The following is a 16,571-nucleotide window of genomic DNA, read 5'->3' as shown; positions in this document are numbered from 1 at the left end:
CATGTCTTCATTGGATATGGAAACAATTAAAGAGAACACTTTAACAGCCCAGTTTAAAGCAGAAACAACTTCTATTCATGATGGTTTAGATAAAGCGATTATGACTAAAAGGCCTTTTTCAAGCATTGAACGCTATGCATTGTTTTTACAAGTACAGCTAGCATTTCATATTACGGTCGCCCCTTTATATCATGATAAAAGGTTTCAAGATTGCATTGCAGGGCTTGCAGGTATGCAGCGCTTAGATGCTGTGTACGATGATTTATGCGATTTATCATTTAAGCAGCAGGCCGATGAAATTCTTAAGCAATACGCTGATAAGCGCACATTCTCATTTGAACAAGGCTTAGCGTGGTTGTATGTAGTTGAAGGCTCAAACCTCGGTGCAGAATATTTATTAAAAGCCGCCAAACGTATTGATTTATCAGAGACATTTGGCGCTAGACATTTAGCACCAGCCGAGCAAGGCCGCGGTGCTGCATGGCAACAGTTTTCTAATTCAATCAATAAAATAGAGCTTGATGATTTACAACGGAAAAATGCGCTTATTGCTGCTCAACAAGCATTTTCGTTTGTTCGTGAGCTAGTCGATAAAACATTTGCATAAGCCAAAAATAAAAATGAGCAGCAACAAAATAAAAAACGCACACGGAATGACTGAAGGTTCCAAAGTACTGAAAGTACTATTCTTTCTCACAGGTTTAATTTTTACAAGTCTTGGAATTATAGGTGCGATCCTACCCGTGATGCCTACGACTGTTTTTTTAATTGTTGCTGTTTATTGCTTTGGGCGCTCTTCATCGCGGTTCGAAGCCTGGCTTTTAAATCATCGCCATTACGGACCAACATTAAGAAACTGGCAACAATATGGCGCGATTTCGCGTAAAGTTAAATGTATTGCCTGTGTGGGGATGGCAGTAGGCTTCATATTATTTTATCTTGGTGCGTCACCATCATGGCCGCTTACAACAGCAGTCGCTTTGTTCATGCTATTGTCAGCTTGGTATGTCTTATCAAGGCCGGTTGCAGCTGAGTAAGAAACTCACGTTAGCTGTTTAAAGTTACAGCTAATACTAATCTGCAATAATACTTAATCATTTTCAGGGATTAAACCCACTATCTGCGTTAAAAATTTCTGCTTTACGAGCGCATGGATGCAGAAGGTAGAGCAATCAAGAGGCAATTGCCGAGCACAACTGAATAACGAAATTTTTGCCTTGTTATCAACGAGGTTTTATTGCCTCAAAATAGACCACTTTATTAAGCGAATTGGTATAATTCGATATCGTAAAATTGTGTTTATTTTTAAATTGCTCTTTGAATGAAACATAAACTAATTTTCTTCTAACCATTGAGTGATATCAGTAATAAGCTGGGTAAGTATTTGCTCTATTTCTGTAATAGTTTTCTCAAGGTTTAAATTGCCTTGGCTCGCTTTTTTTTCAACGTCAGCGAATAAACTTCTCAAGTGACTGGCACTTATTTCTCCGCACATCCCCTTTAAGGCATGTGCAACCTGACGAACTTGCTCACTATCTTTAGCATTAATTTGGCTTTGCAATTCTTTAAGCCTTAGCGGCGCTTTAGTAATGAACATCTCGCATATTTTGATTAATAAGGCTTCTTTATTTAAAAGTCTAACCAATGCTTGCTCACGATCCCAAAGAGGCTCTAAATTACTTTGTTCAGTACTAAGCGAATCTCCCTCGTAATTCGATAAAGACCACTTAACAACTTTTGACTGAACTTCGTGAGCTTGGATAGGTTTACTAACATAATCACTCATACCAACTGCAATACACTTTTCCTTCTCACCAGCCATAGCACTTGCCGTCATTGCTATGATGGGAATTTGTGCATAGTATTGACCAGCCTCTGCGGCTCGGATTTTTTCACACACTTCATAACCATTGAGAACCGGCATTTGGCAGTCCATTAAAATACAATGAATAACTTCGTTACTCGCTTTAGAATTTAATAAAATTTCCAGTGCTTCTTGACCATTTTGAGCAGTAATAACCTCTATAGGCAATCCATCTAAGGCGCCAAGTGCAACTTCAATATTTATATCATTGTCATCCACAATTAATATTCGGCAGCCTTTAAGTTGGGTTAAAACATCTGCTGTTATGTCATTTTCTGTCGTTCTGTTTTCACTCAGCAAATAAAGTGGCTCATTTTCTGATACTTCAAAACCTGCAACTCTCAATAAATTAGTTTGTGTAATTGGTTTATTAAGGGATGTAACTTTTGTATCGAGCGCCTTTGGAAGGGGGTTAGTTGGTAGATGCAGTAAAATTATACGGCCTTGTTCTAATGTATTCGCGAGGCTATTTACCAGTGATTGAGGGTTTATCGCTTGAATACTTTCATAATCAATAAAAACATAATCAACATTGCTTGTATGTTCATCAGCAAGTGTGTTTATGTCGCTAACTTTAACATCAGCCCCATATACTTTTAGTAACTTTTGCATCACATCATGGCATTGCGAGTTGTTACTGATCAATAAAATACGTTTATGATTATAATAGTCTGAAACATCTGGTTTAGGGGCTTGGCTACTCCCAACTTTAATGTAAAAGCTAAATGCGCTCCCTTCATTAATTGCAGAATTAACTGCAATATCACCATTCATTATATTACACAGCTGTTTGCATATTGATAAACCAAGCCCTGTTCCGCCATAGTTGTCGGCTATAGAACTATTAGCTTGTTGAAATGCATCAAATAAATGACGTTGAGTATTTAACTCTATTCCTATCCCCGTATCTTGAACGGTAATTTTTAAGGTATGCTCTGTATTAGAAACCTGCTCAGATGATGCCGTTACTTTGATAAAGCCTTGCTCTGTAAACTTAATCGCATTACTAATCAAATTATTAATGATCTGAGTAAGCCTAAGTGGATCAGTCTTAACTTCGTAACAAGCCAGCCCGCTCGTATCTAAATAAACATCAAGACCTTTATCAAAAGCCCTCACAGAGCATGACTCGACTAAACTTTCGATCAGTAATTGAGGTTTGATTTTTTGAATATTTAAATCGAGTTTACCCGACTCAATTTTAGATAAATCTAAAATATCATTTATTAATAGCCTTAAATTTGAAGCACTTAATTCCATCATATCTACAAGCTTACGGGCATTATCGGGCAATGTTTGACGTTTTAAAATATTCAACGTGCCAATCACTCCATTTAATGGCGTGCGTAGTTCATGACTGATATTAGATATAAATGCGCTTTTGATATCGCTGTGCTTTATTGCTTCATCTTTAGCTTCAGCAAGTGCTTGAGTTCTTTGCCTTACTTTTGCCTCAAGCTCCGAATTTAAACGTTTAACTTTATTCGCAGCTTCTTGTTCTTTGCTAATATCTCTAATAATCAATGCAACCCCGATTAAAACGCGCTGATCCGAAAAAACAGGGCTGACCGAAATAGCGAAATAATTCACCACACCGTTTTCAGAAATACTGCATTCATCTTTGATTTGTGTTTTTGAGTTTTGAATATCCGCAATGTAATCAGGAATAGGTAATCGGGCCAAAAAATCAATATCTTTACTCGCTTTTCCTATCGACATCGAACTTGCCAACATTAATAGGTTTTCAGCTGTTTTATTTAAACTTGTCAATTTACCTTCTAGATTTAAACCAACAATGGCATCTATCGACCCTTCAACGATAGCAGACGCTTCTCTTCTAGCCTCTGCTAGTAACTGGCTCCGGTTTGCGTTTCGGTAAAACGTTAACAGTAATACCCCCGTAAAAAGAATTATCAAAATTAATAAGCTATAGGTCATGACCCGCTTTTCATTTATTACTTTATCAACGTATTGCTTAGCCACTAAAAGATTAAAATTGATAAAGCCATAGCTTTTACCTGGTCTTGTTTGTACTTTTTCTGAGTGAACATAAAACTGCTGAGTTGTTGGTGAAGTTGCAGTGACTAAATATAGCCCTTGGTGCTGAACAGGCTGATCGTACACTGACTGCCATGTAATAGACGGATCTAAGTCTCTCGTGAATTGATACCCTTCATAAGGGTGATAAATAAAATCTCCCTCTGAACTGCTGATCACTAACTGAGAATAATCAAAAATAGTTTCTTTTAGCTTCTGTATTAATGGGGTGGCATTTACATTCATGATTAAAAAAGCAAAACGCTTTCCTTTATCACTGTATATGGGTATAGAAAAACGCAACATGGGTTTGTAAGGAAACACTACCTCGCCAAACTCTTTGTTTAGCGACATAGGCGACATGTATATTTGGTTCACTTCTAATAATGAACTTGGCAAAAAATAAGGTTCTGCACTTTTCGCTTGTAAAGAATAGTCAGGTACAGCTTCTACTGAAGCGCCAACACGTTGCACACGAATTAACTCTTTTCCTTCTGCGCTCACAGCTATTATGCGCAGCTGTTCAACCGCAAGGTTGTTCTCCATAAAGCCTATAAAAATGGTTTCAAGCCGCTCCTTCCATTGCTGATAGGTTGTACCATCGTAGGGGTCAATTCCATCACTATAATGAGCCCGAGGTAGGCCAGCTATAGGGGGCGTTGAATATAAAAATCGTAAATCAGATTTCGACTGCAATATTGAAGATGTGAGTATTTTCTTTAAACGCTGGTTTGTTTCTGTAAACTCCTGATCAATTGAGTTTAACGCATCCCGTTTAACATGCCCCTCGAAAAAGTAGACAGCGATGGCAGCAAAAACGCTAAAAATTAATGAAACAAATAACAAAAACGTTTTAGATGACATTGTGCTTTTATTATCTATATTGAGACTGTTCACATTGCTTCCTTGTTAGTTTATTAATGATGCTGAGAGCACCACTTAACCAAAACACGTTTTAAGTTTTCGAACTTAATTGGCTTGCCAATAAAGTCGTTCATACCCGCTTCAAAGCATCGCTGTTTGTCTGCTGCAAGCACATTTGCGGTTAATGCCACTATGGGTGTGTGCTTATAGGCAGGTAGTTTTCTAATTTTCAATGTTGCCTCAGGGCCACCCAATACCGGCATTTGCATATCCATAAAAATAATATCAAACGCCCCTATTTCACACTGTGCTATGGCCTGTTCCCCATCATCAGCTAAACTGATCGACTTTATATTAAACTCAGCCAACATAGACTCGATTACCACTTGGTTAATATCATTGTCTTCAACCACCAGTGCAGTTACATGGGAAAAATCAACGGACTTTTCACTACTCTCTTCAAGAAGGTTTTCACTAATAGCAGGGGTTATGAATGTTCGGGTAACATTAAGCTCAAAATAAAACATAGAGCCTTTATCAGGTTCACTTTCTACTTTTAATGACGAACTCATCAAATGTAACAACTTGCTTGAGATAGTCAGGCCAAGCCCAGTGCCACCGAAGCGACGAGTAATAGAAGCATCTGCTTGAGAGAAAGCGTCAAACAAAGAATCTAGCTGTTCATTGGCAATACCAATACCCGTGTCAGATACACTAAAAGTTACTTTAAACTCATCATTCACTACTTCTTCAATAATGACGTTGAGTAACACGCTACCACGATGAGTGAACTTAATTGCATTGCCTAATAAATTAATGAGTACTTGTTTGAGCCGAGTTTCATCACCTAAAAATATAAAGTCGGTGAGCTCTGGCGTTGTCGTAATAAATAACTCAATACCTTTATTTTCAGCTTGTTGCGAAAATAAATGCGTTAACTCGTTCAACAAGGAGCTTAATTCAATTGGACCTGACTCAAGCTCTACTTTAGCAGCCTCAATTTTACTCAAATCTAAAATATCGTTAATAATAACCAGTAAACTTGCACCTGATGATTTAATGATATTGAGCATCTTTGCTTGCTCTGCCGATAATGGTGTGCGACTTAGCTGCCGAGCCATACCTAAAACACCATTCATAGGAGTTCTGATCTCATGACTCATATTTGCTAAGAATTCAGATTTTACTTTCGCTGTACGCTCAGCTGATTGCTTTGCATCTGCAAGGTCTTTACTTAAAACCCTGAATCGTTCTGCTGCATTCGCTAAAACACCAATTTCATCTTTGCGATTTAAATCATAAATTTTGGCCGAAAGGTCACCACTCAAAAAGTATTTAAAACTAACGGTAAGGCGCTTAATTGCATGCGAAATTTGCAAATGAAACGCAATTGCAAAAGCCACAATATAAATAACAACACCGATCGCAAGGAGCTTTAAAATACGCTCAGAATTTGAAACTGTTTTTTCAGCCTCCGATTTAATTTGTTTTAATCTCGATAAAGAAAGCTCTCTTAGCTGGTTTGATAAGGTACTAAATTCGATAGCATCACCTGCCATAACCACATTGACTAAACTTAAGTAATGACGGTTAGCTTGAATACTTTTAGAGAATTGCTGCTGATAATTAGCAGTAAACTGGGACATTTTATCGAGTGTTATCGCAGGACCTTGAAGCACTTGTAGTTTTTGATTAAGCAAGCGCAGTGTAGTATTCACTTTAGCCCTTTTTGAATAGTCTTTCTTCGATAAAAATTGATACGCATCGTGATGCATTGAATGCCATAGATTAGTGAGCTCTGCGATACTTAATTTATCTTCTGTATTGATGCTATTTGATTTCAAAGTTTCAAGTTCTGCTATCGCATTAGTGTAGATACTTGGTAACACCTGATAGGTTAAATGTGCCCTGGCCTCATAGCGTTTTGTAAGTACTGCTAGGTTCTCATCGTATCGACTCAAAAGCTCAGACATCGAATCTAAGTAAACCTGACTGTTTGCTTCATTTTGATTAAAATTTATATTACCTAAACGTTTTTTTATACTTTGAAAGTTATCTTCTATTTTATTAAAAACAGACTTACTCCCTGAGTTGCCGTACACAGAAATATCACGCTGCATCTCTACAATGTCTTTATTTATTCTTAAGATACTCACCGCATAATTACTGATACGGCTAATCTCTATAAATGCCGTTTCTATGGTTTTTAATCGCTTATCCATTACAAAAAAACTAGCACTCAATGCTAATAATAATAGCAGCAGCGCCAGCGACATCTTTGCAGCAATTGATTTAGAAAAGATGTTAAGCAATCTAAGCCCTTATGAATTTAACAATTCAAACCATTTATCTAAGCTGTAATCGTAATTAGGCATCACAGTATTCCATACTGCGATATTTGAAAATCGCTGAATATAGCTACCACCATCACGCTTTTGACCCGCTTTTACAGATACCTTTTCATCGGTACCGCGTAAATCTACAACGGCTTCTTTACCCTCATACCAATAACTCCACTCCGGCTTTGACATTAAGGGCTGGCTTCGCTCTGGGTTTGAAATGTAGTACCCTTGCCTTGCGATAAAAGCTCCTGGATAACCAGATAACCACCAATTCATATAATCGTATGCTGCATCTTTTACATGCCCTTGTGTATTGGCTGATAAGCACATAACACCATGCCAAGCTCGGTAGCCCTCTTTTGGAGATGCATAAACCACGGGAATGCCTGCTCCACGACACGCACTCACCCCTGGCGAGAACATACTTTGGATGTTTACTCGTTTTGTTTTCATAAAGTCCACCGATTGTGGAACCGATGTCCAAAAGCCAGAAAAATGCCCTTGTCGTTTTTTTTCTAATAAAATAGCAAAAAGTTGATCAATTTCGGCAATACTCATATCGCCCATGTCATTAAAAGTCATTAGTCCCTGACCCTGCGCAGCAAGGGCCGCATCAAAGATACCTATTGTAGGGGCGTTTACTAGCGCAACTTTTCCTTTGTGTTTTTCATCAAGTAACCAAGCCCATGATTCAGTTTGGTAAGGGATCCCTTGCTCTATCACTTGGGTGTTGTATCCGAATGAGTCAACATTATGAACATAAGGCATAAAGCTAATTGCTTTGCTCGGAGTTTGCGATAGCGTACCGTCGTCTTGAACATAAAGCAGTTTATTAGGAGAGTCGCCCGCGCCAAGCTTAGCTTCAGGGACTATTTTTCCGGTTTTTGTTAATGGGTTTATTTCATCCCAATAAACAAGCCTATCTATATCGATAGGTTGAATTGCCCCCGCTTGCCATAAAATATTAATTGAGTCTGACCATTGTTCGTACAAATCAAATGAACTTGGATTTGCTGCTGCTTTTTGTAAAACGGCGGCGCTTCCCATTGGCGTAAACTCTAGGTTAATGCCTAATTCACGCATTGCCCTGCTTCTGAGTTCTTCTTGCAATGTAACATGTGTGCCAAGCACCCTTAATGTGACTTTATTTTTAGCAAAAACATAAGGTGCTTTAAATGCAAGAGTAGAGACGGCCGCGCCAGCTCCTAAACCTTTAAGAAAACGCCGACGATCAACTGAGTTAGTCATTTGAAGTTCCAACGAATTTATAGTTTTTAAAGTGTAGAATAAATTTCAAAAATTGATTCAAAAGACATACAAAAGATAAACTTAAGCTCAAACATACTGGTCGTTATTGTGCAACGAAGGTAAAAGCAATTGCGTTAGGCTTTCATAATTCATTGGCTTACCAAGCAAGTAGCCTTGCCCTGTGGCACAGCCCAGCTCATCTAGTTTGTTTTTTTGCTCAGCCGTTTCTATTCCTTCAGCAACAATTTGAAGATGAAGAGAGTGCGCAAGTTCAATAATCGTTGAAACAATATCAAGCGCTTGCGAATCAGTTAGCATATCACGTACAAAGGACTGATCTATTTTCAATACATTTAAAGGAAACAGCCTTAGATACGACAAGCTAGAATACCCTGTACCAAAATCATCAAGGGCAATACTCACTTTCATTTTGGCAATTAATTTAAGTTGGTTGACCGCATACTCATAGTTTTCAATTAGCGCTGACTCTGTCACTTCTAACTCTAAATATTTACTCGGTAGCTGAGTTTTCTCTAAAATCATCGCGACTGTGTCTACAAGTTTTGAGTCGGTAAACTGTTTAGCGGAAATATTTACGGCCACTTTTGTCGGCACACCTGCATCTAACCAGCGTTTTGCACTAATACAGCTTTTTTCTAAAACTTGCTCGCCTAACCTAAAAATTAAGCCCGTTTCTTCAGCATACTCAATAAAATTCAGTGGTGATATAAATCCGCCCTCATCATCACTTAAACGAACTAAACTTTCTACGCCAACCATTTCGCCACTACGTAAATCGTATTTAGGTTGATAGTGCACATCAAGGGCGTTATTTTCGAGGGCTTTTCTTAACTTATTACCTACATCAAGGCGTTTATTCATTTCAACCTGTAAGTCTGTGCTGAAATAGCAATAACTATTTGCCGCTTCGTTCTTTGCCTTATACATAGCGGAGTCTGCATGGCGAAGCATTTCTTCAACACAATTAGCATCATCAGGGTAAACACTTATGCCTAAGCTTGCAGAAAGAATATGTTGTTCGCCACCAGAGCGAAATGGCTTACTAATTACATTAAGCACTTGATTTATCAAAGGCTCTAGACTCAAAGAATGTGACTCATGAGGGACAACAAGCGCAAATTCATCCCCCCCGACACGTGCAACTGTAATATCGTTACAAGCAAAGCAATCTAAAGAGTGGCCAATATGAGCAATAATTTCGTCTCCAATATGATGGCCTAACGCATCATTTATAAACTTAAATTTGTCCAAATCGAGCAGCAATAAACTTAGCTTAGTGTCATTAAAAGAGGCTCTGGCAATACCTTGAGTTAATCTATCATGCAGTAATACGCGGTTTGGTAGTGAGGTTAGTTGATCATGATGTGACAAGTACGTCATTTGAACCGACATAGCGAGCGTTTCACTAACATCTTGAAAAACCATAACAGCACCGCATTGTTGTTTTTTTTCATTTAAAATTGGTGCTGCGCTATCTTCAACTCGGTGTTCAACCCCTTGTTTACTCGTTAGTTGCGTGTTTATTGCCATCGCCACAGGGCGGTTTTCCTTTAGAGCAACAGTAAGTGGATTTATTGAAGGTGTTTTTGTTGTGGAGTCAGCTAATTTCATCACCTCTTCAATATGACGACCCTTTGCAGCAGTTTGAGACCAGCCCGTAAGCCTTTGCGCTACAGGGTTCATATAAGTAATTTGGGCATGTTGATCCGTTGAAATAACGCCGTCTGCTATCGAATCAATTGTGATACGCAAATGCTCTTTTTCAGCAAATAAAGCAGCTTGGGTATTTTGTAAAATATTCTCTTGCGCTTTAACTTTAACGTGATTTTCTATTCGCAATCGACATAACTTTAAGTTCAGAGGTTTAGAAATAAAATCGATTGCGCCTAAAGACAATGCTGATTCTTCAATTTGTGGATCACCATGTGAAGTAATAACAATAATTCGTAGCTGTTCAAACACTGGGTTGAATTGAAGTTCTTGTAAAATATCAAAGCCACTAATTTTTGGCATTTCTAAATCAAGTAACAAAACATCAGGTTTTGCTTTATGGATTAACTCCAGTGCTTGGGTACTGTCGTTTAAGGTGATTATGTTACCAACATCTTCTAGTGCGTGTTCAAGTTGTAAAGTGTTAATCTCTTCATCATCAATGATAAGAATAGTGCAATTATTGACCATCTTTTTCCCTCTACTACGTATTTGTACCTGATTAAACATAGTTCGAAAATCAAAAAAGCGGCAACACTTTTTCATTAGAAAAATTAAAATTAAATCCATTTTCATTAACTGCTTTAACTTTCTAAGCCAAAGCCAATTCCTTTTAACTAGCTAAAAGAGCGCTTTGCTTGGCCTTACTCTAAATAGTCTTGCTTCGATGCCGCTTTTAAAAACCTTGGTCAACTGCTTTTTAGAATAATTACTCAAATTAGACTTGCAATTATCACATTTCAGCTTACACTTGTGCGCTAAGTGGGCGTACACCTGTAAGCTAAAGGCGAAAAATGAGAGCGTTATTAAATTCATTATCAAAACATTTATTGCATCATCAGTCATGGAATGGGTATTGGGAGCCGGTGGTTCAGTGCTTTAAACCAGGCTGGCGCGAAGGCTACTTCCGTGCACAAGTAAAACATGTACAGGTGTTTGCTGAACAAAGCATTGAGCTGATTATTGAGCCAGAAAAAGCATGGCCAGTTCATCAAGCAGGCCAGCACATTGCGTTAACAATTCAAACAAATGGACGATTGCTTACGCGCGTGTTTACCATCGCAAGCGAACCACAATTAGCAAGGCAGCAGCGACAAATTCGTTTATTGATCCGCAGCCAAGAAATCGGCGCATTTACGTCTAAGCTTACAAACTTGAGAACAGGGCAATGGCTTAATATTTCTGAGCCTAAAGGCCAGTTTGTTATGCCAAATACCGCGCGCTCTTTAATCATGCTTGCCGGTGGCTCAGGCATTACACCATTTATAGCCATGCTTAAATCAATACCTGCTGATAGCAAACAAACTATAACCCTGCTTTATTATGCAAAGCCAAACAGCCACTGGCTTAAAGATGAACTTGAGCAACTAAAGCAATCACTGAGAAATTTTGATTATCACTTACTTGAGCGCAGCAAAGACGGCGATGCGACGACATGGCTGACAACAAACGCGCATAAACACTGGTTAGTGTGCGGCCCAGCTGCTTTGTATAAGCAAGCAGCCGCTTTAGCCAAGCAATTAAATACGCCAATCGACAGTGAGCATTTCAGTGCAGTCCCTGCTGCTGTAGTAACCTCTGATAAGCACGAATTAACACTCACTCATCAGGGCAAAACATTCACGATTGATAACCAACAAACCTTACTGACCCACTTACAAGCGAATAAGCAACCTGTGACAGTTGGCTGTGGTATGGGAATTTGCCATCAATGCCAATGCGTCAAAAAGCAAGGCATCGTGCGTGATATTCGTACCGGTGAGCTCTCTGATAGCTCAGAGCAGTTAATTCAACTTTGTATATCGCAACCAGTCAGTGACGTGGAGTTATCAGCATGAACACAACAAAAACAGTCAATTATGAAAAATTAGCAGCTCAACTCGATAGCGTTAAAGCAGATGTAAAATCAAAACTCGGTGAGCAAGACGCGAAATACATTCGCCGCGTTATTGTTTGCCAGCGAGTGTTTGAATGGAGTGGCCGAATTCTATTAATGCTAGGCTTTATTCAGCCTGTTTTATGGCTCGTGGGTGTGCTTAGTTTAGCCACTGCAAAAATCCTCGATAACATGGAAATTGGCCACAATGTGATGCATGGCCAATACGATTGGATGAATGATAAATACATAAATTCAAGGTCTTACGAGTGGGATATAGCGTGCGATGGGGCTAGCTGGAACCGCGTTCACAACTACGAGCACCACACCTATACCAATATTATTGGTAAAGATCGCGACTTCGGTTATGGATTACTGCGCTTATCGAATGACTTTCGTTGGCGGATAAAAAACCTGTGGCAATTTGTCACTTACCTATTACTCAGTGTGCTGTTCCAATGGGGTGTGTCGTACCATGAAATGGCAGCCGAGCGCGTATTTTTTGGCAAGAAAAAAGATGACCGTGATTACAAAGTATCGCACAGCGAACTGAAAAAGCGCTTTTTTAGTAAGGGTGCACGCCAGCTAGTGAAAGACTACCTGCTCTTTCCGATGCTTGCTGGGCCTTTATTTTTGTGGGTTTTAACAGGCAACCTTGCCGCTAATTTATTACGTAACCTATGGACCTCAACCATTATCTTTTGTGGGCACTTTACCGGTGAAGTAGAAACATTTAACCAACAAGACTGCGAAAATGAATCACAAGGCCAGTGGTATTACCGCCAAGCGTTAGGCTCATCAAATATCAAAGGGGGTAACCTGTTTCATGTAATGACTGGGCACTTGAGCTATCAAATAGAACATCACTTATTCCCAGATTTACCCGCAAAACGCTACCGCGAAATTGCCCCTAAGGTGCAAGCTATCTTTAAAGAGCACGGCATCCACTACAATACCGGCGGCTTCTTTCGCCAGTACTTTTCTGTCGTAAAACGAATTGTGCGCTACTCTTTTCCTTAATTGAAATACGCTAGCAAATTCTGCTAGCGTATAGCTTTAGGTATACTTCCCTTTAAACGCTCTTTCTCGCAGAGGCTATCAAAACTAATTTGATGCCATTTTTAAGAAATGCGCTATTTCAGTATAACCATTTTGAATAGCGAGCTGCTCAGGTGTATTACCATCATAACCTGTTAAATCAAGCCTTGCTTTAGCTTCTACCAATACCTTCACGGCCTCAAAATGTCCATGCCATACAGCATCATGTAAAGGCGTATAACCATTATTAGGACCTTGAGCATTTAGGACACTTTTAAATCCAGGGTATTGACTTAAAAGAGTTAGCATATCAGCCCGACCAAAATAAGCAGCCTTGTGCAAAGCAATCGCGGCCATATAGGCCCCAGTTAGAGTTTGATCCGCACCGTTCTCAAGTAGTATTTTAGCGACAGCTAACTGTCCCTGCATAGCAGCTAATAATAGGGCACTGTGAAAGTCACTACCGTTTTTAAGCACAGGTGCTAAAGCGTTAACATCATAGCCTTTTGAAATTAAGTCTTTTATTTTCTCAACCTTTCGTGCTTGCGATATTGAACTATCTGCAACTACCAAATAAATTGCTGCTTTCTCAATTGCTTTAGCTTGAGTGCGTGCGTGATGTTCAGTAAACAACTGATTTATCCTTGATACATCCTCATTAAGTGAGGCATCATTTGTTTTTCCTCCTGAGCGATTAAACTGTAAGGCTGTAGCTCCCGCAGCTGATAAGACTGTAGTATCAATATCATCTAGACTGAGTAAATACGCTACTGCATCAACATTGCGATGCCACACAGCTAGTAACAAAGGAGTTCCGCCAAGCCTAACAGACTGTAAATTAACATAAGCTCCATTCTCTACTAATAATTTTACCATCGCTAGATTCCGGCCTTGTACTGCTATGTGTAAAGGGGCAATCCCCATTAACTTATCAAGCTGGTTAACATCGGCTCCTTGCGCGATCAGTAATTTTACTTGAGATATATCATTGGCAATAACCGCTTTATGTAAATCTGATAAATTTTGCTTAATATTATGCTCAACAATTGGGGAATAAAGTGTACTTTTACTTTGTACATTAAATCCTGTCAGGCTTGCTAACAGTAGTGCTGAAATTAATCTCTTTCTCATAATTGATCGCCCAATGATGAAACTAAGTACTGCTCAATGAGCACATGTTGCCCATCAATTATTCTTAAACGCCAATTTTCTTTGACTTGTACTTCAACATTTTGCCCAGCAAAATCAGAATCAATGTATGTGTGTGCGCTCAAATTAACTCTCAAAGAAAGGTTAAAATATTCTCCGTCAGCAGTAATATCTATTTGCTCAACTATGTGCCTACAATTAGGTTTAAATGTTGATAATGCCCATTGGTACCATTGTTTAAAGCCCGCGTGCCCCAAAAAGTCTCCTTCTGGCAAGCACAAAACAAGTTGCTTTGATAAATGGGGTAAAAATGCTTCGGTTTTTTCTGACAAAGAATCTAACTTATCGAACCATTTATTTACAAATTGCTTAATTATACTCTCTGGCGAATGTAATAAATCAGCAATTTTAGCCGCTAAGCGCTCTCCATGTTCGACTGCTCGATTTTGGACATCCGATAACTCATTGTACACCCCCTCTATATAAACCATTCGATGACTATAGATTGGCCTATGGTATTGCATTTTTGCAAGGTAAGCAGTTTGTTCTAGTGGACGCAAAAACTCTTCCACACTGAAATGATTATAGCCAAGAGGTGAATATGCTTCTTCAGGGCCACCGACAGTAACTGATAAAATTAGATGTTTGTTTGCTAACTTGTCACCTTTAGGCCCATAAGCAAAATTGTAAGATAGCACTTCATCAATCCAACGTTTCATAAGCGCTGGAACAGAGTACCAATAAAATGGGAACTGTAAAACAACAACACTAGCGCTTAACAGTGCTTCATGTTCTGAAACTATATCGATCTGTTTTTCACCATATAGTGAATCTAACCGTCTTATAGCTACATCATCATGCCGCGATAACAATGTCTCGATGACAGTCGTATTCGCATTTGATTCTGATAGGTTTGGGTGGCCTGAAATAACTAAAATTTTACTCATGAATTTGCCTTCAAGGTATATAAGGAACGAATTCGATAAGCATAAGATATACTATTAATTAGTTTTAGATGATATTATCAACAATAATTATTAGATAGAAACTAACAATAATGAACGGTACCGACTACTCTCAATTACTTATTTTTCATGCAATTGCTATGGAAGGCAGTATTAGTGGCGCAGCCCGAAGACTAGAAATGACGGCACCTTCAGTAAGTCATGCATTAAAATCTCTTGAACGCTCGCTACACGTACCATTATTTAATCGTACCACTCGGCGAATCGAACTAACTGAAGCAGGCGAACAACTTCGCCAGCAGACAAAAACAGCTATAAGCGAATTGTCAGATGCTTTTGAAAGTGTAAAAGAGTTTAGTGCAACACCAAAAGGGACAGTGAGATTAACAACCCCTCGTTTTGCATTCCAATTATTATTAGAGCCATACTACGAGGAGTTTTGTCGTCGCTATCCTGAGATCCAATTAGAAATATCAATAAATGATGCAACTGTTAACTTGATTACTGATGGTATGGATATAGGTATTCGGTTTGGAGACAAAATTGAGCCTGGCATGGTAGCTAAACCACTTACTGCACCTTCCAAAGAGGGCTTTTTTTGCTCACCGAGCTATGCTAAAACCTATGGGATCCCTAAAACTATTGAAGATTTAGCTAACCATAAATTAATCCAATACCGATATATAACATCTAAAAAGTTAGTAGCCATTAACTTATTAAATAAAGGGCAGACAACGTCAGTAACAATGCCATTTGCGATGGTCGTGAATGATACGGATTTGATGATTAACGCGGCGAAAAAAGGCCTTGGCATAGGGCGAATGGTAGAGCCAATGTTACATAGTCACTTTAAAGAAGGCACTTTAATTCCAATCCTTGAAGAACATTGGTATCCCTTTTCAGGGCTTTTCTTATACTTTCAGCAGCACAGTCAAAAGGCGCGAAAAGTGAGAGTTCTTATAGATTTTATTCTAGAAAAGAATCGCAAACTTTAAATCTCATTTGATTCAGACCAAACTCGTAACTCATCGAGTATATGCAGTGCTGAGCGGCCAAAGTCAGTTAGCTCATAGGTCACCGCTATCGGACGGGTGCTAATAACATGACGGGTGATCATCGCTCTACTTTCAAGCTCTTTTAGACGTTGATCTATCATCTTTTTACTTGCGCCACCGAGCATGCGCGTTAAATCATTAAAACGCACAGGGCCATCTTTTAAATGATAGATAATAGATCCCGTCCATTTACCGCCAATCAAACGCATGCCTTTTTCAATTGCACACGGTTCCATGCAAGCATTTAAAACTTTTTTTCTACCCTTACTATCTGTTTCTACTGAACTTTCCAAAACATCCTCGCATTTTTCAGACTAGTTACAAAAAGGTGACTGGTTGATTTAATAATCTAGGTTACTATTATATACCACAGAATATATTTTGAACACGATAAAGTAATTA

Annotated in this window: 12 protein-coding genes; 5 read left to right on the top strand and 7 right to left on the bottom strand. The window is 38.8% G+C overall.

The genetic code is table 11. The annotated features are described in order from the left end of the window. Window position 1 precedes the first annotated feature (1 nt). Both AOG27_RS13620 and AOG27_RS13615 read left to right on the top strand, forming a co-directional pair. On the top strand, window positions 2-607 hold the full coding sequence (locus tag AOG27_RS13620) for a biliverdin-producing heme oxygenase (RefSeq protein WP_054553554.1): 606 nt from the start codon (window positions 2-4) through the stop codon (window positions 605-607). Between the two features lie 13 nt (window positions 608-620). Continuing rightward, complete coding sequence (locus AOG27_RS13615; protein WP_082389274.1) at window positions 621-1,037, top strand: YbaN family protein; 417 nt, start codon at window positions 621-623, stop codon at window positions 1,035-1,037. Window positions 1,038-1,333: 296 nt separating this feature from the next. Here AOG27_RS13615 and AOG27_RS13610 read toward each other — a convergent pair whose 3' ends face one another. The 4 genes from AOG27_RS13610 to AOG27_RS13595 all read right to left on the bottom strand — a co-directional run bounded on the left by AOG27_RS13610 (window position 1,334) and on the right by AOG27_RS13595 (window position 10,557). Continuing rightward, window positions 1,334-4,798 carry an ATP-binding protein gene (locus tag AOG27_RS13610; protein WP_054553553.1) on the bottom strand — a complete coding sequence of 1,155 codons (3,465 nt, stop codon included), beginning with the start codon at window positions 4,796-4,798 and terminating at the stop codon, window positions 1,334-1,336. A gap of 20 nt (window positions 4,799-4,818) precedes the next feature. Continuing rightward, complete coding sequence (locus tag AOG27_RS13605) at window positions 4,819-7,077, bottom strand: ATP-binding protein (RefSeq protein WP_054553552.1); 2,259 nt, start codon at window positions 7,075-7,077, stop codon at window positions 4,819-4,821. Between the two features lie 9 nt (window positions 7,078-7,086). Continuing rightward, a complete protein-coding gene (locus AOG27_RS13600) occupies window positions 7,087-8,355 on the bottom strand; it encodes an ABC transporter substrate-binding protein (protein ID WP_054553551.1) in 1,269 nt (422 codons plus the stop codon). 87 nt (window positions 8,356-8,442) lie between these two features. After that, the gene (locus AOG27_RS13595) at window positions 8,443-10,557 is read right to left on the bottom strand and encodes an EAL domain-containing protein (protein ID WP_082389273.1); all 2,115 of its coding nucleotides are present in this window, start codon (window positions 10,555-10,557) and stop codon (window positions 8,443-8,445) included. A gap of 323 nt (window positions 10,558-10,880) precedes the next feature. Here AOG27_RS13595 and AOG27_RS13590 point away from each other — a divergent pair, with 323 nt between their 5' ends. Both AOG27_RS13590 and AOG27_RS13585 read left to right on the top strand, forming a co-directional pair. After that, entirely contained in the window at window positions 10,881-11,924 is a 1,044-nt protein-coding gene (locus AOG27_RS13590) for a flavin reductase family protein (RefSeq protein ID WP_082389272.1), read from the top strand. Beyond that, complete coding sequence (locus tag AOG27_RS13585; protein ID WP_054553550.1) at window positions 11,921-12,982, top strand: fatty acid desaturase family protein; 1,062 nt, start codon at window positions 11,921-11,923, stop codon at window positions 12,980-12,982. The genes AOG27_RS13590 and AOG27_RS13585 overlap by 4 nt, the downstream gene beginning before the upstream one ends. Before the next feature lie 84 nt (window positions 12,983-13,066). On the opposite strand, the gene AOG27_RS13580 is transcribed toward AOG27_RS13585, so the two are convergent. Together AOG27_RS13580 and AOG27_RS13575 are read right to left on the bottom strand one after the other, a co-directional pair. Further along, window positions 13,067-14,131, bottom strand: coding sequence for an ankyrin repeat domain-containing protein (locus tag AOG27_RS13580; protein ID WP_054553549.1), 1,065 nt, complete (start codon window positions 14,129-14,131; stop codon window positions 13,067-13,069). Beyond that, complete coding sequence (locus AOG27_RS13575) at window positions 14,128-15,096, bottom strand: NAD(P)H-dependent oxidoreductase (RefSeq protein WP_054553548.1); 969 nt, start codon at window positions 15,094-15,096, stop codon at window positions 14,128-14,130. The genes AOG27_RS13580 and AOG27_RS13575 overlap by 4 nt, the downstream gene beginning before the upstream one ends. A 110-nt stretch (window positions 15,097-15,206) precedes the next feature. On the opposite strand from AOG27_RS13575, the gene AOG27_RS13570 reads away from it, so the two are divergent. Then, window positions 15,207-16,109, top strand: coding sequence for a LysR family transcriptional regulator (locus tag AOG27_RS13570; RefSeq protein ID WP_054553547.1), 903 nt, complete (start codon window positions 15,207-15,209; stop codon window positions 16,107-16,109). On the opposite strand, the gene AOG27_RS13565 is transcribed toward AOG27_RS13570, so the two are convergent. Next, on the bottom strand, window positions 16,106-16,462 hold the full coding sequence (locus AOG27_RS13565) for a winged helix-turn-helix transcriptional regulator (protein ID WP_054553546.1): 357 nt from the start codon (window positions 16,460-16,462) through the stop codon (window positions 16,106-16,108). The two genes, AOG27_RS13570 and AOG27_RS13565, sit on opposite strands and share 4 nt — an antisense overlap. Window positions 16,463-16,571: the final 109 nt, after the last annotated feature.

Source organism: Pseudoalteromonas lipolytica (assembly GCF_001306915.1).
Lineage (GTDB): Bacteria > Pseudomonadota > Gammaproteobacteria > Enterobacterales > Alteromonadaceae > Pseudoalteromonas > Pseudoalteromonas simplex.
The sequence above is the reverse complement of the archived record's forward strand: the minus strand, read 5'-3'. Positions and strand labels throughout refer to the sequence as shown.